Here is a 22,692-nt window from a genome sequence, read left to right as displayed (position 1 = left end):
TGTGATCATCCCCGGGAAGGCGCGCCCACATTCACGCCGCCCTACCAAGGCTCATCCACAGGTTCTGATCATTGCTCCAGAGCTGACTACTACAAGCCTATTGCCGGCCGTTGATCAGTGAGCAGTCTTCGTCTACAACGGTGGGTTGTCCCGAGCATGGTCGACTGCCAACCAGTCGTCACCGATCGAAGCGAGTGCTCGCACGACATCCGGACGCGAGCCAACACAGGCAACAACAGGCCGACTTATACCGGCAACGCATGCCAACACAGTGAAAGCTGCGATGAATGACATAAAGGTCCTCCTACGATGAGGCAAGCCGCACGATATCGATTACTGAAATCCGCCGGTCACCGCCGGGAACAGCGATTTCCACATTAACGCGGTGGCTCAACTAGAGCTACGTAGGTTATCGATGAACGCCGAGGAAATGTTTGTCGCCAGTAGACAAAGGTAGCGCCTACCATGGACCCATGGTGGTTCACCCCGCTTCTGATAGGACGATGCCCGTTCACGTCGCCGAGGTACTCGGTGGCCTGGGGCAGCAATTGCGCGATCTACCGGATCTGATCCAGAGGCTTCTGGCGGCCGAGGTCGCAGAGCTAAGTGGGGACGGTCAACTCGAAGATCTTCTAATCGAGACCGTCGCGGCGAACGTCGAAACCTGGTTTTCGACCCTACGTTACGACATCCCGATCGCAATTGTGGAACCACCCGCAGCGGCGCTTGAACATGCCCGCAGGATGGCACAGCGTGGAGTACCGGCCAATTCCCTGCTGCGGGCTTATCGACTGGGTCATCAGCAAGGACTGCGATTCGTGATCGACGAGATCAGACGGTCGAATCTGTCACCAGAACTGAAGCTCGATCTCTACGAACACATTACGCGAGTGTCGTTCGGCTACATTGACTGCGTTTCCGAACAGCTACTGAGCACGTATCAAGAAGAGCACACGGTGTGGGAAGAGCATCGTCGCGGAGCTCGCACACAGGTGGTACGCGACGTTCTCGCAGGCATGGACGTCAACATCGCCACGACGTCCGAGATCATCCAGTATCCACTGGACGCCCTGCATACCGCGATCGTCCTGTGGTGGGATCGCCCGCGAGAGGACCAGAATGCACAACCGGAGACGACCAAGAGACTCCTGAAACGTGCATCACGTGCGGTGGGGGCCGTGTCCGCCCTGCACCTGTCCGTGGACCGTTTGGTGGGGTGGGCCTGGATTGCAGTGAACGACGAGACTGCGGTGGCCCAACTCCGCAGGTTCATAGAGTCAGAGCAGGACGTGCCCAACGTCGCCGTAGGAACACCGCTCGCCGGTATAGACGGATTTCGGCGATCACATCGCCAGGCGGAACGGGCTCGTCTAGTCGCTATTGCGGCCGAAGGTGCGGAGCACCGCTTCATCAGCGCGGCCGATCCAGGGGTTGCGCTTGGCTCTCTGCTCGTCAGTGACATTGATGCGATGCGCATGTTCGTCCGCGATACCCTCGGGCCCCTCGCAAGCAACTCTGTAGCCGACCTAAAACTCCGTGAAACAGCCAAAGTCTTTCTGCGTTCGGGAGCCAGCCTTAAGTCAGCGGGAGAAGAGCTGCACCTGCACAGCAATACGGTCAAGTACCGAGTAGGGCGTGCAGCCCAGCGACGGGGCCGCCCCCTAACTGACGGCCGGCTCGATGTCGAGATCGCCTTAGAAATGTGCGAGTTGTTCGGAGCAGCGGCGCTCAACTCGGATGGTCATACCCAATAGCTTGGAAGTCCACGCGATTCCCTTGAGGTCATCTGTCTCCAAGCTACAACCGCGCGGAATCACGTTTGTCTGCCCGGCAAACATCGCGATGCTGTGGCCGCACCTATGATGTAAATCCCGGTAACGGATGGGCGGCGTTCAACACATGATTCCCCACCTCGGCGATCTTGTAAGCCACCGGATCGTGCAGGGTGTGGGTCCTGATGTTGCGCCAGAAGCGATCGAAGCCGTAACGCGGATGCGTCCCCCTGGCTCCGATGACCTCGAAGATCCGGCTGGTGATGTCAAGTGCGGCTTGCGATGCCAGCGCTTTGGCGCCCGCCACCAGAACCATCAGTTCCCCTCGATCCTCCGCCGACAGTTGATCGCCCTTGTTCCACACCGTCTGAAAAACTCGCGCGGCCTCACGTGCCGCGGCGTCGGCGCCCTGCAGCGCGATACCGAACTCGCCGTAGGTTCGGATTACATAAGGATCCTCAACTGCTTGGGTCACGCCAGCCGGTGTCCACGGCCTTGCCTGAGTGCGGGTGTACTCGGCGGCTGCGTCGAGGGCTCCCCGCGCAATGCCGAGGTACACGTTGACGAAGGCGAGCTGCACCAGGGGGCCGAAGAGACTGCCTCGCTGGAACTGGAAGAAAGCGCTCAGCACGGCGTTCGGACCGCCGAGCACCTCATCGGCGCGCACCTCGACGTCATGGAATTCGGTAGTGCCGCTGTCGGTTCGGCGCATGCCGAGCGCGTCCCAGTCGTCGTTGACGACGACACCCGCTCGATCGGTGGGGATCACCGCCGTGATGATCGCCCCCTGCTGCTGCGAGTCGTCCTGAACGACACCGAACACGAGGAGCAGATCGGAACCCTTTGCACCACTGCTGAAGTGTTTGACGCCGTCGAACCGATACCCACCGTCCGCCACCGGCTTCGCGCGGACCTTCCAATCGAGGACGTGGCTGTTGTTCTCACTCGACGCGTTGCCCGCCCACCGATTGTGTTGTGCCACCTCGCGGTAGGTCGACTCCTTCTGCTCGGTCGAACCCAGTAGTTCGACGAAGGCGATGTCCACGATGTGATAGCCGAACAGGTGACCGAGGGAGCCGTCCACTTTGGCGATCTCGCGGATGACATCGAAGACCGTCGACCATGACGCTCCCCAGCCACCGAACTCCTGCGGAACGGCGAGGGACAGGAGTCCGCTGTCCCGCAGAGCATTTCGCTCCGCGGTGGCTGAGCCGCCGGCGCGGTCGCGTTCAAGCAGACCGTCGGTCCAGGTGGAGGCGAGGTCCTTGGCGACCGCGACGGGATCGGCGAGCGCCTGTGCACCCTTGTGGTGTGCGTCGGTGGTTAATGTCATCGTCATGCTCCTATCGTGGTCAATCGTTTGATGCTGTCGGCGAGGAAGTCGGGGGCGGACCACTGTTCTAGGTCGGTGGCGCGATCGATGAGCTGACGGTCCAGCAGAAACCGCTGGGTTTGCTCGAGAATCGCGAACGACTCGTCGTCGAGTGCGGGGCCGAGATGCTTGTTGAAGTCCGCACCGAAGCCCCGTCCGATGGCCGACTGTGCAACGCCGAGATTCTCGGCGTGAATGGCCACTACCTCGTCGTGATGATCACGGGCCCACCGTCCCGCGTCGAAGGCCGCGTCGACCAGTCGCTGCACCAGATCCGGTCGATCGTCGATCAATCGCGCGCTCACCGTCCACACGCTGGCGTAGATGTTGAGGTCGTCGTCGCTGAGGTCCGAGACGATCCGTGCGTCGCTGAGATCCTCCAGTTCCGCTGCCCACGGCAACCAGCTGAAGAGTGCGTCTACCGTGCCGGACGCCAAGATGGAGGACTGATGCGAAGCGACGGCGGGGAACAGGTCCGCACCCTTGATACTCGACGATGAGTGAAGTTGATCCGGCGGCAGGTCGACCCCCGGTGTTTCGATGGCGACGAGTTCGACGTCGCCGAGTTCGAGGCCACCGCGACTCAGCGTTGCAAGGAGGCCGCGAGCTTCCCATGTGCCGAGAGCGGTCAGGGTCTGGTTCCATGGATCGAGTCGCCGGTAATCACCCAGTTCCCGTCGCAGGATGCGGACCGCCGCTGACGAGACGCCGACGCGTCGGCCGGCAAGCCCGGCAGCATCGGTTACCTGGCTACCCGCGGCCACGTAGAAGCCCTGTCGTCCAACGAATCTGGTGATACCGAGAAGGCGTGTTCGGCCCGGTGCCCGCAGTCCCTCGCTGACCAGCGGTGGGATTTCGCCACCGAAGCGGGTGTACTGCGGGTGGTCGTAGGTGAAGTGCAGATCACCCTGGCTGCCGGTGAGCACTTCGAGTGAGATGCCTTCCCGTGTCAGGCGACCGGATTCCAGAGCGGTCAGGAGCGCGTTCGGCACGGGGCAATTGCTGTACGCGAGAACATCGCGCTCGACGCCCGTCGTCATGCGACCGCCTCCGCGTGGGGTACATCGAGGCCCAAGTGCTCCCGAAGCGTCGTTCCCTCGTAATCGGCGCGGAACACCCCGCGTTCCTGAAGGAGTGGCACCACCTGGTCCACGAACTCGTCGTAACTGCCGGGAAGATGAGCGGCGGAGATGATGAAACCGTCGGCCGCGCCCGCCTCGAAGTGGTCGACCAGCAGGTCGGCGATCTGCTCGGCCGTTCCCGCCCACTGGGGAACGAACCCGACGTTCGTACCGTAGCGGCGGCCGAGCTCGGCGAGCGTCAGATCCGCACCGCCGGCGACAGCGGAGAACATCTGCAACATGGTGGGGACGTGACGGTCGCCCAGATCGCCGACGATATCGGAGTATTTGGTATCCAACGGGTACGCGGACAGGTCGACGCCGCTGTGGCTCGACAGCGTCGACAACCCCACTTCAGGGTGTACCAGCGAGTTCACGTATTCGAGTCGATCGTTGGCGATGGCCTCGGTCTCGCCCAGAATGGGCATCACCGCGGTGAAGACCTTTGTCTGGTCAGGGTCACGTCCGGCTGCGGCGACGTTGGACTTGATGTCCGCATACGTCGCGCGCATGACGTCGACGTTGGGCGAAATGCTGAACACCGCCTCCGCCCAGCGGCCGGCGAAGCGACGTCCACGCGGTGACAAACCGGCTTGCAGAATCACGGGCTCACCTTGCCGGGATCTGGGCACTTGCAGCGGACCGCGCACCGACAGCCACGTGCCCCGGTGGTCGGCGTAACGCACCCGCTTCGGGTCCGCGAACTGGCCGCCCGCCTTGTTCAATAACAGCGCGTCGTCTGACCAGGACGCCCACAGCTTCTTCACCGCCTCCAGGAACTCGTCGGCGCGGTCGTACCGCTGGTCGTGTTCGAGGTGTTCGTCAACACCGAAGTTGCGGGCTTCGGAGTCGTTGAGGGAGGTGACCACGTTCCACGAGACTCGTCCGTCGGAGAGGTTGTCCAGCGTCGCGAACACTCGTGCAACGTGATACGGCGCGTAGTAGGTGGTCGATACGGTCGCCCCGAGTCCGAGCTTGTCGGTCGCGGCGGCCATCGTCGCTACAACGCTGGTCGGCTCCAACGCAATAGCGCCCTGGCCGCCCAGTCCGACGCCGGTTTCAAGATTGTGCCCGTAGCTGTCTTCGATCGCGAGAGCGTCGGGCAGGAACAGCAGATCGAACTTCCCGCGTTCGAGCGTCCTGGCGATCTCCTTGTAGTACCGCCCGCTAAGAAACTCGTTCGTTGCGCCGACGTGCCGCCAGGCGCCGTGAGCGTGGGTGACGTTTCCCGCGGAGAAGAAGCCGGCGAGGTGCATGTGTCTTGGTCGGGACATGTATACGAGCATGCGCGCTGCCGACCACAACGGACAGGGTTAAAAGCGGCGTGATTGCATGGGGGCGGACGGCTATGACCCGGCGTTCTCGGGGTCTATCGGCGCGTGGCACGGACATCCGGCCTCACGACGAAAGACGCTTGCCAACAACAATTCTCAGGACGGATTTGTACGAATCCCCGGGGCGAAATGGAACTTAACGTAGTGGCGCGCCAACCGGGGTCGGGTTTGCTGTTCAACACGTGACACGGTGGCGTCGAATCGCCGGGAGGCTGGGTCAATGCGAGGCGCGTTTCTCCGCAGGCGACCCGCGCACTGAGCACCGCGATCGGCGTAATTGTTTGCATAACAATGCTTTAACGGATCGGCGGAATCGCTGCCTCTGCCCCGATGAACAATCGAGTGCGGCCAACCCGAGCGTGGACTTCTTGCGCGCTTCGATCGATAGCCCACGATCCGTTTGGAAAGAACCTCTTTTATGGAATACACAGATAGAGCTGGCGTTCGTGGTGCGGCGCTCTGTGAGGTTGGCCAACCACAATGGATTTGGGGACTGCGCATCGAACTGACGCTGCACGAGGCCGCCATGAACTTACGGACCTGATCGACGATTCAACCCACGAATCTTGACGAGGACAACAAGATACGCTCCTTCGAGCACAGTAGAGCGACACGGCTCTCGCCGGCGCTGATCCCGCACCTGGGCAACTCGTCAGCGATAAATCATTGTCCGAAGGTGGGGCCGTGGGCGTGGATCTCACGGCCTGCGTTGATCAGATTTACATCATCCCAATCGCGCTGCGAAACAAGTTTCTCTGCGCCTCGTATAGAACGCTTGAGTGGAGATCCAAAAACCCGGCAGGCCACCGTGTCGGGAACGCTGTCATCGGAAAGCTCGAGGAGTAGCGGGTTCATCATTGTGGGTTGACATCGCGGGACAGGTAACTGACTGCGCAGTGAGTCAACTCGGCTTCTTGATCGCGGAGTTTGATGCGCGTCTGCACCTGGCGAAGCTACGCGGCGCGTGAGTATTTACCCGCTGCGGCTTCACCAGGCCAGTCGTGGCGATCTTCACCGAGCCCGAGACCAAGCCCCTGCATGAAAATCCGTAGCGGCAACGACGTGACCCAATCCCGTGCGGTCAAATGTCAAAATCGGATGAGTCCGCGAATATTTCTTCCGGATCGCATGTCATCGTACCCATCGTTAATTTGATCCAATGAGTATTCCTGGGTAATCAACTCATCAAGCTTCAGCTGCCCGGCGGCATAAAGTTCGACCAACTGCGGAATATCGTGGGGCGCGTTTGACGAACCATAGAGCGCACCACGAATTTGCTTCTCGTAGAGCGTGATCTCAAGCAGGGATCCAGTTATCGACGTGTCGTCAGGGTGCCCGATGGCCGTAACCACAACGCGCCCGCGCTTTCCAACCAAAGCGAGCGCCTCGCCCGTGTAGGACACTTCGGCGATGTCCGTGGTGAGAATACATACATCGGCCAATTTGCCGAACGTGACGTCACTAACGACTGACCACGCTTCATCCATTGAAGCTGCGGTGTGTGTCGCGCCGAAATCCCGGGCCTGCTGCCGCTTAAATTCCACGGGATCGACGGCCACGATCGTGAGCGCTCCAGCGATGCGCGCACCCTGAATCGCATTCATTCCGATACCGCCTGCACCAACGACCACAACAGTGTCGCCGGCGCGCACCTCTCCGGTCCGTACAGCCGAACCATAGCCGGTCGTAACGCCGCAACCGATCAATGCTGCCTTGTCGAGGGGAATTCCACCGTCTATTTTTACCAGTGACGATTTCGGCACCACGGTATACTCGGAAAACGTCCCCAGCAAGCACATTTGTCCGACATCTTCGCCTCGAGCATGGAACCGGTAGGTGCCATCGAGTTGCGGCCCCATCATCAGCGCGGCTCCGAGTTCGCAGAGATTCCCCATACCGCGGGCACAGTAGGAACACCGACCGCACGAGGGCAGGAAAGTCAAGATAACGGAATCGCCTTCGGCGAACTCATCAACGCCCACGCCACACTCAATAACTGTGCCGGCACCTTCGTGGCCACCGACAACCGGCAGCGGGATTGGCAGATCACCGGTTACGAGATGCTCATCAGAATGGCACAGTCCCGTGGCCGCAAGGCGTACAAGTACCTCGCCAGCACCCGGAGGGTCGAGGTCAATCTCTTCGACTTCCCATTTCTGACCCAGACCCCACAATACCGCAGCACGTGTCTTCACGTTGAATATGTCCTTTCGGTGGCAACAATGTTTAGTAAATACATAATTTAGCGTTGAGCACTACCCCAAAGCGAGGTTACTATGCGACCGCGACCACGGGGAATCTCAACGAAGAATACGGTTGAAGCTACGACAGCGCCGATTGACTTGCCACATCAAGCACTTAAAAGATCTTGGCGTTTCTCCGCTTCCAGCATTGCACGGTACTCTGGAAAGAGATTCTTGGCCTGCGGTATTAGTCTCACCAACTTGGCTACAGGGCCTTTGGCCCTGACATTCCCTTTAGCCATGGCCACCGTCAGATTTACCTTGCCCAGCCAAAACCTATTGCCAGTGTCGGCAGTCATAAATAGTTCGACGTTCGGCGTAGCGGCGCTGGCGGCGCCAGTCTCGATCAATTTGTTTGGCATGTCCACGGTTACTATCGCATCAGGATCGGTGTAGTGAATGCGCAATACCACGCCGGACCGAGCAAGCTTTGTCGCAAGCTCTGCGTTTTCTAAACCTCGCCGGAAAATTCCACCCAAGTAGCGGTAGACCTCATCCTCATCACCAAAAACGGACATTGCTTTCCTCCATCTATTGACATATTGACCACATGGTTGTTCCGGGAATCTTCGCGCGACCATATTTGCCGCAGCCTTATACGCTCGTGATTCGTCGTCCACGAAGCGAATTTCCCGCAGCCCTCAGCGCGGTCGCCAACTCCCATTCGGCACTCGGCAGCTGCGCCGCCAGAGAAGCAGCATCTGCGGCCCTACGGCGGGGGTCGGCCTCCGGGTCATAAGCGATCGACGCCAAGCCCGTCCAAAGTCGGGATGCGGCCGCAGCAGCGTCGGCAGCTTCTTGTGCAGGTTCGAAATCGAGTAGTTCGGCTACTTTTTGACAACCCTGCGCCTGGAGGCTCCGGAACAGGCCGCCTCCCGTTCCAGCCTTTTGAATAAGGGCGCTTAGCGCAAACAACGCCGCTTCGAGGCAATCATCATCGAAAAGGTCCGGCCACCGGTTCAAATCCTCAACGAAAGACGAAATTCCAGCCAGTCCGCTCACCTGCATTTCGGAACTGGAAAGCGACGCAATGGGTGCGCCAATGTAGGCACCTTCCATGGCTTCAGCGCTACGAAGAAACGCCGAGCACGCAGCTACCCTGAGGTCGGGTGCCGACTCTGGCCACTCGACTATGTAAGTCGTATTGCGGGTCGGGACTGGAAATCCAGTCGAAGCACGGGCGCGCCGTAAATTTGCATACGGAACAGCCTGGACAGTATCGCGATCATTATCTACGACATAAGCGACTTCCTGGGCATCATCATATCCGACGACCACGACGTCGTGCCGACTCATGTTCAGCCGCGCGCGCAGATAAGGCAATTCGGCGATGTCCGTCCACACCATGACTGGCGTGCCCGCGTCGAGCTGCTCGGTAACCCATTTCCATCCAAGGTCAGCGTCATCGGTCGCGCGAGTCTCAAACTGTGCACCCAATCGGTTCAAGTATTCGTCTTCAAGATCGGCGCTACGCCCAACGAGATAGACCGGCGGTTGAAGTTTCGCTGATCGGATGTAGGAGAAGTCCAATGCGCCGCCAAGCACAAAAACCAATCCTTCATCCGGTACGTGTCCGGCGAAACGAATACCCGCCCACTCAGTCAAGTCACGTAACGCACCCGAACCACAATGGCCCGCAACTTCATGTCGATAGGGCAGAATCACCGTTGCCATTCGAACTCCTAGATTTGTTTAGAAAAGTCAATGATCGGTCGATCACAGCGATCGAGAGATGATTTCCTTCATAACCTCGTTCGTGCCGGCATAGATTTTTTGCACGCGCTGATCCACCCACAATCTCGAGATGGGGTACTCAGTCATGTAGCCATATCCGCCGTGCAGCTGCATACAGTCATCAAGGACCTTCATAGCCCGTTCCGTGGTCCACCACTTCGCCATAGCGACGGTCTGCACGTCGAGTTGACCCGCAAGGTGCAGGTCGATGCAGTAGTCGAGGAACACTCTTGCGATGCGCGTTTCGGTCGCGGCTTCAGCCAGAATGAACTTGGTGTTCTGGAAGCCAAAGACCGGCCGACCAAACGCCTCGCGCTCACGCGTGTAGTTAAGCGTCTGCTCCAGGGCAAGCTCCATCGCCGCGACTGCACCCACCGCCACGATAAGTCGTTCTTGGGGCAACTGGTTCATGAGCTGAATGAAGCCCTGACCCTCGGTCTGGCCCAATAGATGCGAGCGCGGAACCCTCACTTCGTCGAAGAACAACTCAGACGTGTCCTGACCGCGTTGGCCGATCTTGTCGAGAACCTTGCCACGCCGGAACCCCGCCCGGTCAGCTTCGACTACGAAGAGAGATATTCCGGCCGCGCCCTTACTGGAGTCGGTTTTGGCAACGACAATTATCAGATCGGCTTGCTGGCCGTTGGTGATAAAGGTCTTTGAGCCCGAGATGACGTACTCGTCTCCGGCCAGTACAGCTTTGGTTTTGACACTTTGCAAATCCGAGCCGGTACCTGGTTCAGTCATTGCTATAGCTCCAACGAGTTCGCCGGATGCCATCTTAGGCAACCATTCTCGTCGCAGCTCTTCAGTCGCGTACTGCAGGATGTAGTGCGCGACGATTCCGCTGTGCAGCCCAGCGCCCCACGAACTGTCACCGATGCGGGCCTGCTCTTCGAGCACGACCGCTTCGTGTGCGAACGTGCCACCGCCTCCGCCGTATTCCTCAGGTATAGACATGCAGAGCAAGCCCAGCTCACCCGCCCGGTTCCACAGTTCTCGGTCGACGTGGTGCTGGTCGGCAAAGCGCTGCGCATGCGGCGCTAATTCGGCCGACAAGAACTTCGCTGCGAGGTCGCGAAGCTCTACCAATTCGGCATTCATCCATGGGGACATTGAGGTGGACACAATTTCCTTTCAACAACTCGAGTCTGCAAATATTCAGGGGAATCAAACGTACTTAACTTTGTAATGTCCAGACGCATGTTTCGCACGGATTGCTTTTTTGTCATACTTTCCAACACTTGTACGTGGAATGTCAGCAACGAAACACCATCGCTCCGGAATCCACCACTTTGCAACCTTCTGCGAGATAAAGACCTGAAGTTGGTCAATGTTCACCTCAGAGCCTGGGTGAACTACCACAAGAGCCAAGGGCCTCTCCTGCCATTTTTCGTCAGGAACTCCGATGACCGCTGCTTCGTAGATTGAGGGATGACCGATAAGCGCGTTTTCCAGTTCTACCGACGAGATCCATTCCCCGCCAGATTTGATCACGTCCTTTGAGCGGTCCGTCAGGGTCAGGCATCCGTCCGGATCGATGCGGCCGACGTCACCGGTACGCAACCATCCTTCGTCAAATTTGTCCGAGTCGAAATCACCGAAATATGAGCCGGTTATCCAAGGCCCACGCGCCTGAATCTCCCCAACGGATTGTCCGTCCCACGGCACGTCTTTACCATCGTCGTCCCGCAGACGGATTTCGACACCGCAGATCGGCCGACCTTGACTGGCCCGCATCTCCCATCGTCTCGTCTCGTCAGCGTCGCGACTCGGACGTGCAACGGTAGCCAGCGGAGACGTTTCGGTCATACCCCATGCCTGCACGATGGGCACGTTGTACTTTTCTTCAAACCCACGAATCAGCGAAATCGGAACAGCCGATCCGCCGCAAGCGACCAAACGTAGCGAAGAAATATCCCGCCCAGGATGCGAATCCAGATATCGGTCGACATCATTCCAGATCGTCGGAACCGCACCAGCGACGGTCGGCCCGGTGTTTTCGATGAGCGATACCAATGGTTCGGCTTGGAGATACCGGTCAGGCAGCACCAGATCCGCACCGGACATCAACGCTGCATAGACAAGCCCCCACGCATTGGCGTGAAACATTGGAACGATGGCCAACAGACGGTCGGCCTCGCTGATCGACAACGCATTAGCTGTGCACGCGGTCAGGGAGTGCAGGTAGGTGGAACGATGACTATAGACGACGCCTTTGGGATCTCCCGTGGTGCCGCTGGTGTAACACATGGCCGCGGCAGACAACTCGTCGAGAACCGGCCACTCAAATGACTCTTCCTGGCCGGCAAGCACTTCCTCGTAACACAGAACTGTTTTTCCGCTTCCCTGCAACGGGGCAAGGTCGCCCTGTCCTGTGACGATGACGGTGTGCACCGACGTCATCGCAGGGAGCACGGCAGCCAGCAACGGCGCGACCGACGCGTCGACTATCACAATCTGGTCGTTCGCATGATTGGCGATGTACGCGAGTTGATCTGGGGCCAAACGAAGGTTCAAGGTATGCAGGACCGCACCCATGGAGGGAACCGCACAGTAGGCCTCCAAATGTTCCTGGTTGCTCCATTGGAAGGTGGCCACGCGTTGATCTGCAGTGACGCCAAGGCTGCGCAGTGCGTTGGCGAGTTGAGCTACTCGCGGCAGCATCTCGCGATAGGAAGTCCTACGATAACCAGCTCCGGTTTGAGTGATGACCTCGCTATCACCGTGTATGGCTGCCGCATGCTGAACGATTGCCGAGACCGTGAGGGGAACATCTTGCATAGTGCTTTGCATCGTGTAGTGCCCTTTCAGGCGAAGAGGTCGGGACTGCTGTTCGGCTGGTCGATGAAACTGCCGTAATGCGATTTCAGTGCTTGCAGGATGTCCGCTAGGGGTAGATCGTCGTATGCTCCTCGATCGCACAGATACTCCATGTGCTGGGTGCCGTCACCCGTAAACCCATGTAGCAGTGCATCGCTACGACCATCGAAATCGATCGGCGAGACACCGAAACGCGCGCACAACTCACGATTGAACGCCGGAGTGGCCTTTACCCAGGCACCGTTGAGAAACATGAGACTGTAACCGTGATAGACAAAGACGTCTGTACCACCCATCCGCTCACGCAATGTCTTGGTTTGGAGGTGGTTTCGAACGTCGGCGAACCCCAGCCGCGCCGGAATTCCAGCCGCTCGGCACGCTGCCGTCAACAGCACGGCCTTCGGGACGCAGTAGGCGCGTCCTGATGTCGCGACAGTACTGGCGCGATACGCGTCCCGGTTATCGGTGACTGTGTAGGGGTCATACCAAATGGAGTCACGGACCGCGGTAAAGATGCATATCGCTTTCGTAATGTCGTCAGAGGCGCCCCGGATCGCCGACGACACGAAGTCACGTACCGCATCATGTTGCCAATCTAGAAATTCCGTGGTTTCGAGATAACGCCTGTAATCGTCAGTCATCGGCGTCGCATCTCCAACGGAAGTCCGTCCACCGGAACAGGAAGCGAGGTGTTGTCCCACCGGATCTGATAGTTCTCCGGAACCGTCCAGATGAACGACCGCAGCATCCGGTGCAGGATGGCTTTGACCTCAAGAGTTCCGAATTGCATGCCGATACACTTATGCGCTCCTCCCCCGAAAGGTACCCAAGCGAACCGGTGGTGTTGATCTTCGCGCCGAGGCTCGTCAAAACGTGAAGGATCGAACCGCTCAGGATCACTCCAGATCGTTCGATCGAAGTGATTCACCGCAGCTGTAATGGCACAAACGGTGCCCACTGGGATGTGATATCCGTCGATGGCTACATCGCGAACCGTCTTGCGCATCACCAACGGAACAGGCGCAACCAATCTGAGCGCTTCCTTGATCACGAGATCGATAACCGCCATCTTCTCTAGGGCCTCGATGTCTGGTAACCCGTCACCGACGGACTCGGCTTCCGCCGCCGCTGCCTCCTGCCACACCGGATTCTTGGCGAGGAAATAGGCGACCGCAGTAGTGGTGATCGTCGATGTGTCGTGAGCCGCCATCATCAAGAAGATCATGTGACTCACCACATCCTCGTCGGAGAACCGCTCCCCGTCTTCGGTGGTGGCTTGACAAAGAGCAGCGAACAGATCGTCCGTTTCACCGGCTCGCGCGGCCGGCAGATGCCTGAAAAAGTAATCCTCCAAGACGCGCCGGCCTCGCACGCCGGCGCGGAATCTAGTTCCCGGAAGCGGAACACGCACAAGGGAGCTCGCTGCACGCACCGCAGCGACGAACGCCTTGTTGACAGCATCACTCTCCTCCTTGCCGCGGCCACCCATGAAAACGTCGGTGGCTACATCGAGGGTGAGTTCCTTCAGCAGTGGATAGATTCGAGCCGACGAGCCCGTCGGCCACGCGGGTACTGCTGAGCGAACGCGTGGGGTCATTTGCTCGACATATCCGGTCAGGCGCGGACGCGTAAACGCCTCCTGCATGATGCGCCGGTGCATCAAGTGCTCATCAAAGCTCATGAGCATCAAACCGCGATGAAAGAAGGAGTCGATCAAAAAGGACCAGCCATCCTGAGAAAATGCCTTGGCTTCGCTCGTGAAGGCCTGCCGGGTGGCCTCCGGACCGGCGATGACGACCAACTTGGTGCCGAACGCGCCCATCCACGACACAGAACCCAGACGGTCGTAGCGCTCTCGGCTGAAATCCGATCCGAATCGGATGTAGTCGAGCGTATGACCGACAAGAGGCAGGCCTGGATCGCCGAGCACCGGTTTCAAGCCACTTCCGGGTGGCACAACAGCGAGTTCACAGACCGGCCAGCCTCGGCTCCATCGACGCCAACTCTCGTCAACGACACTCGGCGCTGGCGCAAGCAGGACGGACGACAGACTCCTTCTGGCTTCAATCACAGGCTCAACAAGCGGGTTCACAACAGCTCCTCCCAGTCACGGCGTACCTTGACCGCACTCGCCACCAGTTTTTTACATATTGGATGTAAATGTCAATATCTAGACAGATATTATATTTTGTCGTCAGCGGCGGCTGAATCTCGGCCTCGTCACATGCCGTTCGACTGACACCGCCAGGCTGGACTTCAGACCAACCAGCTGACGCTCCAGCAAGAAGTGCCCACGCTCGCCTGGTTTCCGAGTCAGGATCCGTTACATGAACGTCGATACCGGCCTGCGTGCGCCGAAATTTCACCGCTCGGTGCGCGGCGCCGACTGGGCACAGAGTGCCCAAGCTGACCACGGCAATAGTTGCCTCAAACCTTTGCATAGCGAGACTCATCGTCGGGCGTCAGTTTTCCGCAACAATGGGACCGCGATCTACCGATGTATTTGGCATCGCGTAGTAGCACTGATGCGCAATTTCGCAGCTAAGCCTGCCTCCAGTTCTGGTGGCAATCGACAGTGCCGCAATCTCAGTCTCCAAACGACGACGGCGATCAAGCCCACCGCACATCAAAGACGCGTTGCTATATGCTTTTATCTCTGATTAGTCGCAGCAGTCCCTCGTCCATCGGACATTTCTACACATACAACGACGAATAATGCACTGATGCCATATCGCTGAAGGCCACGAGATTAGGCGCTATTCCGACAAAAGTTACAGACATGCCCGGCTAATCCACGGTGGCAAACTCTCGCAACCGACACTTTCCGAGGAACGAGGCATAGCTACACCAGCAACGCCGACACCCACCACAATCTGCACCGGATCGCATCCATGCCGTTTAGAAAGAAACCTTCACCATATTTCGACAGAGACCAAAAGGTTACTGAAATTTACATCAAATCACTAGTTCGGCGCTTTTCATTTCGACGCAGCTTCTTTGAGGAATCTACCTGCACATTCAATCGCTTCGCGCGCCTCGGGCAAAACTCTGAACATGGCCTGGAAAACGTGAATTTGTCCTCGATACACCTGGATTTCGACCGATGAGCCGTCGGCTCGAAGATACTTTCCGAGCGTCCGCGAATCATCGATCAGCATTTCTCGACCACCGACTTGAATCAAGGTCGGTGGCATGCCGCAAAGGTCGGCAGTAAGCACGCTAACTCGAGGATCGCTGGGATCTGCCCCAGCTACGTACAACTGGAGCGCCCGTGCCGCCGACCGTGCAGACGCGAAAGGGTCTGAGCGCCGGACTTCGCGTGCTCGCGCTAGTTTGCAGCTGAGGTCCAGCACCGGGGACATCAGGAGCAACGAATCCGGGACTGGCAGCATCTCGTCTCGCGCGCTTAGCGCAGTCGCCATCGAGAGCTGCCCTCCTGCGGAATCTCCAGCCAAAGCCACAGAATCTCGCCCTCCAGATGAACTCGACCGATGCGCAAGCCAGCGGTACGCATTCAATGCGTCGTCAGCTGCGGCCGGGTACGGGTAGCGCGGCGCTAGTCGGTACTTGACGGCGAAGATCGGCCGACCGCTAGCTGAGGCCAGCTCACCGAGAAGTCCGCGATGCGTACCTGGAGAACACATCGAATAGGCGCCGCCGTGAATATAGAGCACAGGCGGTGCGTGAGGATCAACAGCGGACGAAGTGACCCATTCCCCGCAAATCCGACTTCCAGCAAACTGGGCATCCACCTGTTCGACTGTCACCCCACGGCGTGGCCACGAGGTGGCAAGTGCCATACGCAGCACTCGATCCAAGACAGCAATCCCATAGGCATTCGGAGGGAGAACTCTGGCCAGCGGGCGAATCGTAATCTGAGACGAGAGAGCGAGCAAGTAGCTCGCGATGCTGGGCCGCCAGTCCGGCGCCTTCATATCCGTCACGACGAGGCCACCGACCCTCGCCTGTCAAATCGGTAACTAGACAATGGAAAGGTTCGGCTACGCAGAGATGTCTCGAGTGTCGTCGACGGGCGGAGCGGCACATCTCCATGTTGGTCGAAATAGTAACTATTTGCCGCCGAACAGGTGGGTTGCCAGAAAACTTGTCGGTGGCGTCGCCGGAGCACATCAGCAAAATACCGATCATTGGCCTCATCAGTGACCTCTATATAATTCGATCCCGACGCGCGGGCATGCCTAAGGCATCGGACAATGTGCCGACTCTGCGCTTCGATTAAGGCGAAATAAGAAGAACCGTTGTAACCATATGGACCAAAGATGTTGAAATGATTCGGAAATCCCGGGACGCTCACGCCCTCAAAAGCCTGGAGGCGGTGCTCGTCCCACCAAGCCGCCTGTTCGAGTCCACCGAGGCCTTTAAGCATATATGTCGGCATGTTGCCCGGCTCCATCACCTTGAAACCCGTCGCGAGTATTAGAACATCAATCGGATAGGTTTCACCGTTGATCGTGTGAATTGATTGGCCATCTATGTATGAGATTCCATCCGTTTCGAGCGAAACATTGCGTCTATTGTAAGTCGTTAGATATGAATTGTGGAAGCTGGGCCTCTTACATCCGAGAGCATATTTTGGAATAAGACTTTCCCTCGTGCGTGCGTCATCTACTTGATTGCGCATATAGCGCTTCGCGAGGTCCTCCATCGCAGTCGACATGGGAAGAATAGTGTGAAAGTGAGCCGCGATTGGAAACGTCAGCTCGACAAATGCTTGACTACCTATGCGCGTGGCAAACTGCACGCCCGGAAAATGGCGTAATGCAGCGCGAGCCCACCTAGGTACCCGAAAATCCGGCTTGGGCAAACAATAGATGGGCGTGCGTTGAAACACCGTCAAACTTGCCGCAGTTTTGGCGACTTCAGGAATCAGCTGTACCGCTGAAGCTCCCGTACCGATGACTGCCACTCTCTTGCCCGCGACGTCCTTAGAATGATCCCATCGAGCGGTGTGCAGGGTGACACCAGCAAAGCTTGCAACGCCCGGTATCTCCGGCCATTTCGGGCGACTCAAAACACCTGAACAGTTGATGACGAAACGTGCGGCTAGCTTCTCCCCAGCCGCAGTCAGCAATTGCCATAGATTTACAGACTCATCATAACAAGCTTCAATAATGGTCGTATTGAAGCGAATTTTTTCGGCAAGCCCATACTTCTCTACACACTCGACCGCATAGTCTTTAAGCTCATTTCCGTGTGCATATGTTCGCGACCAATCAGCCCGTTTTTCGTAGGAAAATTGATAGCTATACGACGGAATATCCACCGCGATACCGGGATAAGTGTTCCAATGCCAAGTGCCACCTACACCGCCGGCATCATCTACGATTAAGAAGTCGGAAAATCCCGCCTTTTGCAGGCTGATCGCGGTGCCGATACCCGAGAAGCCCGCTCCCACGATTATTATCTCACTATCGAAGACCTGCATATAAATTCATCGCTTCCTAAGACTGATCTATGGGCATTGTCATCCGACGCTTTTTGAGAAGCGCCGAATGCTCGGCTTCTATCCGTCATTGCCAGTGACGATATAGTCATGCATGTCGAATTGAGAGAGTTCTCTTCTGAATTGGGTGGCAAAACCCGGATACATCGTACCGTTGTATCCGTCCTCGGTTAGGTACCAACTTGTGCATCCTGAATTCCAAGTCGTCCGCTTAAGACGACGTTGGATGTCCGCGTGGTAGGCACTTTGCCGGTCACTTCGAACATCTAGCGTGCGCACACCTTGAGCTTGGAGCACTTTGATCGCCTTGACGATGTAGTCGATGGCCGCTTCCATATAGATAAGAGCTGAATTATGGCCAGGACCGGAATTCGGTCCAAAAGTGAAGAATAGGTTCGGATAGCCGGCGACGTTCACACTTTTATAGGCATACGTTCCTCGAGACCATTCATCGTCTAGCTTTCGCCCGTTTAGACCTCGCACCGGGAAGGGTGTGCCTTGCTTACAGACATCAAATCCGGTTGCAAAAACTATACAGTCGACCTCATGCTCGACACCATCGGCTGTCCGAATACCGTTAGGAGCCAGAGTAGCAATTGGCCAACTAATGAGCTTGCAATTACTAGCTTGCAGGGCTGGGTAGTACTCGCTGGTCATCAGCATCCGTTTGCACCCCGGCCTGAAGTTAGGGGTCAACTGCCGTCGAAGCCAGCTGTCCTTCACCTGCCGACGCAGATTAGATTTCGCCGCTATTTCGATGACTGTCGTTGCAGCCGTATCCCACACCATGCCGACAGCCATGACCTCGTGCGCCCAAAACCATATCTGTCGCCCAGCTTGTTCGAGTGAAGACGAACGACGGAACACGGATCGCAACCAGCCCGGGTGCGTGAAATTCGGCCTTGGTAGAACCCAACCGGGCGTTCGCTGAAAGACCTTGACTGATTTAGCGCATTTTACCAATTCTGGCACAATCTGGACTGCACTCGCACCTGTTCCGACCACGGCAACACGTTTGCCTGAAAAGTCATAGGCGTGATCCCAGCGAGCGCTGTGCATCTTTTTGCCTTCGTATGAATCAATACCCCTGATGTCCGGGAGACTCACATTCGCAAGTGGCCCACTCGCAATGACGATCGACCGACCCACGTATCGCCGGCCATCCCGTGTGTCAGCAACCCAGGTAGCGCTTTCTTCATCGAATTCAATCGAATTCACTTCGGAACTAAATTTGATGAATCGAGTAAGATCATACTTTGCTACGATTCGTTCAATATATTGCAATATCTCGGTGCTACCCGAGTACGCTTGCGACCAGGAAGGGTTCTGTTCAAAGGAGTAAGAATAGAGCAATGAAGGAATGTCGCAAGCCGCTCCCGGGTAGCTGTTATCCCGCCAGGTTCCTCCGATACTATCGGAACGCTCCAGTATAACGAATTCGTCCATGCCCTCCTGAATCAGCCGAACAGCCGTGCCGATACCAGCGAATCCTGCGCCAATTATTAGAGTGGTCTTTACTTCTGTCATTTCGCTACCGGCTCATAAGTCAGCTCGTCAGTCCATGAAGGTGGTCGACCTAGAACTCGAACGGGGAAAACATCGATTGCGTCGCCCAGGCGCTGTGATATGAAATGCAGGGGTTGGGAGCGTTTAATCGAAGACGACATGTGAGCCTTCAGAATGTGATATCCGGGAACCCTCCGAGTGTGTTCACTGCGATCACCGACATTCGCGTAACGTGTTACGGCGTTGTATAGTTTTTCTTCCGACAAGCCCATGGCATTGAGATTCATCAGCATTCGCGTTAGGAGAGGTACATAGAGTAACCCGCCAGCCAGGATTCTTGGATCAATCAGCGCGCCAGCTGTTTGGATTGCGTGGACTCGCATCGGGCTGGCACCCAGATCATTGAGGACCTGAAAACCTACGGCTAGATGCCTCGACTCGTCGCTGTTCACTTTATTGAAAACCTCGGCACAAAGCGGGTCCGCGACCTCGTCCAATAGAAATTTGAGCAAAGCTCCGTCGAGGGCGGTTTCCAGAGCGGGAATCGCGGCACCAATCACCGTTAATGGTAGAGCTTCAGCATATCGATCTAGCCATTCAATCACCAGCCGGATATTTTTGTTCGGAACGGGCTTTTCGTCCTTTTCCAGCATCCCCCACCGCCGCATGAGTGCTAGCTCAACGTTGGCGTGGCGCTGCTCTTCGGCGTGAAAGTACCGGTAAATGTCACCCAGAGCCTCGAACGGAGCTTTTGGTGCCATCGCCGCGAATGCCCGCGCTCCGACATGTTCAATCCACACTACGTCAGCCATGAACTGCTTGAGCTTGGGGCGCTGCTCATCCGTGATGAGCTCAGCACCCGGAGCATCCCAATCGATATCCGCCAGCGCCCATTGCTTACTTTTTATGGTTTCGAGCATATCGCTATATGCGAAAGACATTTCCTTACCCGCTTTCTCTAGACGATCTGTTTCCAGGAAGCCACTTGATCCATCAATCCCAATGCACGTGTGAAAGTGCTCGGTAGTGTTCTTTTAATCTGCCACAGCACTTTTGCATCGATCTGAGGCACGACGTAGATTTGCCCCCGGTCATGTGCGTCGAGTGTTTTGCGTGCGACAGACTCCGGCGATACGCCGGTCCACTTCATCAGCGTGCCCGCGAGTCTGGCAGCAGACTCCTGGATCTGAGGATTATCTACGATGTTGGTTTTCACAAATGTCGGACAAAGCACGGTGACATTTACATCGGTACCAGAAAGTTCGGCTGCTAATGTCTCTGATAGAGCCAAAACGCCCGCTTTACTCACGTTGTAGGCGCCCATACGCGGCGCGGCGCCAAAACTTGCCGCGGACGCAACGTTGATTACACCGCATCGGCGATGCTCGCGCATCCGAGGGACAAAAGTCTCGCAACCGTAGATCACACCCCAAAGGTTCACTGAGATCGCGGCATTCCAGTCGTTTATCGATGTTGCACCGATAACGTTGCCACCCGCGCCGATTCCGGCGTTATTGATCACCAAGCTGGCGGGCTTTCCGAACCAACTCTCACCTGTCTTTGCCAACTGCTGTACCTGGTCAAGTTCGGTCACATCGCATTCGATGTCGAGGCCTTCGCCGCCTGCCTGGCGCACCAGTTCGGCCGACGCGCGCGCTGTGCTCAGATTTCTGTCAGCACATATCACCCGGCCACCGCGACGCGCGAGCTCTACAGCAAAGGCGCGCCCGATGCCACTGCCCGCCCCCGTCACGACAGCGTCGGCTCCATAACTCCGGCCTGGCGTTCGGCCAAGAAACGACAATCTCATGTGACCTTTCCCTATTTGATTTGGCGGCCGCAGAGAGATTGCGACGCAACTCACTTTTGGTGGCGGCTGCCACCATTGGTGGCGGATGACACCAGTTTGTCGGTCGCTTATCCCGTTTGTCAAGATGGTGGTGTGCGGTCTCAAAACAAGCGCTGGGGTGGGCGCACAGGCGCGGAACGGCGAGCAGAGCGGCGCCAGAGGTTCATCGAGGCGGCGACTGAAATATGGACCGAGAACGGCTGGGCTGCGGTAACCATGCGCGGCGTGTGCGCAACCGCCGGGCTCAATGACCGATACTTCTACGAAGAGTTCAAGACCCGCGACGATTTGCTCGTGGCAGCGTGGGACGGTGTCCGGAGTGAGGTGCTAGGCGAGCTCTCAACGCTGTTCAACGAGCGAATCGATCGGCCGGCGATGGAGACTATTACCGCGGCGATCGCCATCGTGGTTGACCGGATCGCTTCCGATCCAGGCCAAGCCAGCATTCTTCTCGCCCACCACGTCGGCAGTTCTCCACTTCAGGATCGCCGCGCACTCGCACTGCAAGACGCAACGCAACTCGTCGTGGAGGCAAGCCGACCCCATTTGCTTGATGACGTAGACGAGGCAGCGCTCCGCATGGATACCTTGGTTGCCGTAGGAGGTTTCGTCGAAGTCATCACCGCGTGGCATTCTGGGCTGCTCGATGTGTCGAAGGACGAGGTGATTGTGCATACGAGCCGACTAGCCGAGATTCTCGCGCAGCGTTACCTGGCTGATTGATGCACGGTGATGTAGCTGGTCGACTCGTTCTGCTCCGTCGAACTAGGTAATTCAACGAAGGCGATGTGCGCGACGGGGTCACCAGACACATGGCCTGGGGAACCGTCCGCTTTTGCGATCACACGAATGATGTCGAATACGATCGACCACGAGGTGCCCCACCGAACTCCAGCGGCAATCCACCGACAACACTATGCGTATTCCTACAGGTCGCCAAGGTTGACAATTGGGACCTCACCAATCGATGGGCGAAGCACCGAAGGTGCCCGGTGGACGAGAATCCGACTGCGGCTGGCGCCGATGCCCTGCGCCACCGCAGCCGGGAACCGACCCCGCTCACCAATTGGTCGACCGGGACGAAAGCTCTTGTCTTCGCCTTGATGAGCGTCGGGTTATTCGGTCTCCACCCATAGTCGGCGAATCGGCTGTTCGAGCCTAAGTGCGCGGACCTGTTCATCAACGTCCCAGTCGAATCAGCGGTTGTCCCTCGGGACTCTAGAGCGCCGCAGCTGCCAGAAGAACGACGAGGCGATCGCATCGATGGTTTCAACTCATACCGATTACGGCTGTCTGCGATCGGGTGCGGAAGGCACGAACGCGGCCTGCCGCAAACAGGTTCACTGCACTTCCTGTTGATGAGCCCCGTTGTCTGCACGGCGAACGAGTTCCGCGAATGTTGACGACGGTCGAAAAGTAGGCCAGAAGCGACGGTGAAAAGTAGGCCACGTGGTCGTGGTTATTGTGCCGTGTT

Annotated in this window: 17 protein-coding genes; 2 read left to right on the top strand and 15 right to left on the bottom strand. The window is 57.6% G+C overall.

Annotated features, from left to right (window positions below; translation table 11 throughout):
• Positions 1-473: 473 nt before the first annotated feature.
• On the top strand, positions 474-1,754 hold the full coding sequence (locus AC3WTE_RS31625; RefSeq protein WP_318986945.1) for a PucR family transcriptional regulator: 1,281 nt from the start codon (positions 474-476) through the stop codon (positions 1,752-1,754).
• Positions 1,755-1,857: 103 nt separating this feature from the next.
• On the opposite strand, the gene AC3WTE_RS31620 is transcribed toward AC3WTE_RS31625, so the two are convergent.
• The 15 genes from AC3WTE_RS31620 to AC3WTE_RS31550 form a co-directional block, all read right to left on the bottom strand.
• Positions 1,858-3,111 carry an acyl-CoA dehydrogenase family protein gene (locus AC3WTE_RS31620; RefSeq protein ID WP_318986946.1) on the bottom strand — a complete coding sequence of 418 codons (1,254 nt, stop codon included), beginning with the start codon at positions 3,109-3,111 and terminating at the stop codon, positions 1,858-1,860.
• Entirely contained in the window at positions 3,108-4,184 is a 1,077-nt protein-coding gene (locus tag AC3WTE_RS31615; protein ID WP_318986947.1) for a type 2 periplasmic-binding domain-containing protein, read from the bottom strand. The genes AC3WTE_RS31620 and AC3WTE_RS31615 overlap by 4 nt, the downstream gene beginning before the upstream one ends.
• Positions 4,181-5,539 (bottom strand): dibenzothiophene-sulfone monooxygenase DszA, encoded by a 1,359-nt coding sequence (dszA, locus tag AC3WTE_RS31610; protein ID WP_226519097.1) that lies wholly within the window; start codon positions 5,537-5,539, stop codon positions 4,181-4,183. Before dszA ends, AC3WTE_RS31615 begins: the two co-directional genes overlap by 4 nt.
• 1,148 nt (positions 5,540-6,687) lie before the next feature.
• Positions 6,688-7,794, bottom strand: a complete 1,107-nt coding sequence (locus AC3WTE_RS31605) for an NDMA-dependent alcohol dehydrogenase (protein WP_226519098.1) — start codon at positions 7,792-7,794, stop codon at positions 6,688-6,690.
• A gap of 155 nt (positions 7,795-7,949) precedes the next feature.
• Positions 7,950-8,360 (bottom strand): SCP2 sterol-binding domain-containing protein, encoded by a 411-nt coding sequence (locus AC3WTE_RS31600; RefSeq protein ID WP_226522214.1) that lies wholly within the window; start codon positions 8,358-8,360, stop codon positions 7,950-7,952.
• A gap of 76 nt (positions 8,361-8,436) precedes the next feature.
• The gene (locus AC3WTE_RS31595; protein WP_318986948.1) at positions 8,437-9,516 is read right to left on the bottom strand and encodes a BtrH N-terminal domain-containing protein; all 1,080 of its coding nucleotides are present in this window, start codon (positions 9,514-9,516) and stop codon (positions 8,437-8,439) included.
• Between the two features lie 42 nt (positions 9,517-9,558).
• On the bottom strand, positions 9,559-10,680 hold the full coding sequence (locus AC3WTE_RS31590; protein WP_226519100.1) for an acyl-CoA dehydrogenase family protein: 1,122 nt from the start codon (positions 10,678-10,680) through the stop codon (positions 9,559-9,561).
• 66 nt (positions 10,681-10,746) lie between these two features.
• Positions 10,747-12,360, bottom strand: coding sequence for a fatty acid--CoA ligase (locus AC3WTE_RS31585; protein WP_293021526.1), 1,614 nt, complete (start codon positions 12,358-12,360; stop codon positions 10,747-10,749).
• A 26-nt stretch (positions 12,361-12,386) separates the two neighbouring features.
• A complete protein-coding gene (locus AC3WTE_RS31580) occupies positions 12,387-13,040 on the bottom strand; it encodes a transglutaminase-like domain-containing protein (protein ID WP_226519101.1) in 654 nt (217 codons plus the stop codon).
• Positions 13,037-14,491 carry a cytochrome P450 gene (locus tag AC3WTE_RS31575; RefSeq protein WP_226519102.1) on the bottom strand — a complete coding sequence of 485 codons (1,455 nt, stop codon included), beginning with the start codon at positions 14,489-14,491 and terminating at the stop codon, positions 13,037-13,039. Before AC3WTE_RS31575 ends, AC3WTE_RS31580 begins: the two co-directional genes overlap by 4 nt.
• Before the next feature lie 886 nt (positions 14,492-15,377).
• On the bottom strand, positions 15,378-16,334 hold the full coding sequence (locus AC3WTE_RS31570; RefSeq protein WP_406802999.1) for an alpha/beta hydrolase: 957 nt from the start codon (positions 16,332-16,334) through the stop codon (positions 15,378-15,380).
• Between the two features lie 5 nt (positions 16,335-16,339).
• Positions 16,340-17,845: a flavin-containing monooxygenase gene (locus AC3WTE_RS31565; RefSeq protein ID WP_318985123.1), complete on the bottom strand. Its 1,506-nt coding sequence runs from the start codon at positions 17,843-17,845 to the stop codon at positions 16,340-16,342.
• Between the two features lie 78 nt (positions 17,846-17,923).
• Complete coding sequence (locus AC3WTE_RS31560; protein ID WP_318985124.1) at positions 17,924-19,390, bottom strand: flavin-containing monooxygenase; 1,467 nt, start codon at positions 19,388-19,390, stop codon at positions 17,924-17,926.
• Complete coding sequence (locus tag AC3WTE_RS31555) at positions 19,387-20,310, bottom strand: ferritin-like domain-containing protein (RefSeq protein WP_226519106.1); 924 nt, start codon at positions 20,308-20,310, stop codon at positions 19,387-19,389. The genes AC3WTE_RS31560 and AC3WTE_RS31555 overlap by 4 nt, the downstream gene beginning before the upstream one ends.
• A 17-nt stretch (positions 20,311-20,327) precedes the next feature.
• Positions 20,328-21,179: an SDR family NAD(P)-dependent oxidoreductase gene (locus tag AC3WTE_RS31550; protein ID WP_226519107.1), complete on the bottom strand. Its 852-nt coding sequence runs from the start codon at positions 21,177-21,179 to the stop codon at positions 20,328-20,330.
• A gap of 132 nt (positions 21,180-21,311) precedes the next feature.
• Here AC3WTE_RS31550 and AC3WTE_RS31545 point away from each other — a divergent pair, with 132 nt between their 5' ends.
• Positions 21,312-21,941, top strand: a complete 630-nt coding sequence (locus AC3WTE_RS31545) for a TetR/AcrR family transcriptional regulator (RefSeq protein ID WP_226522215.1) — start codon at positions 21,312-21,314, stop codon at positions 21,939-21,941.
• The last annotated feature ends 751 nt before the right edge of the window (positions 21,942-22,692 follow it).

Source organism: Mycobacterium sp. FW102-FHT13B02, assembly GCF_058790275.1.
This window is presented reverse-complemented; position numbering and strand designations above follow the sequence as displayed.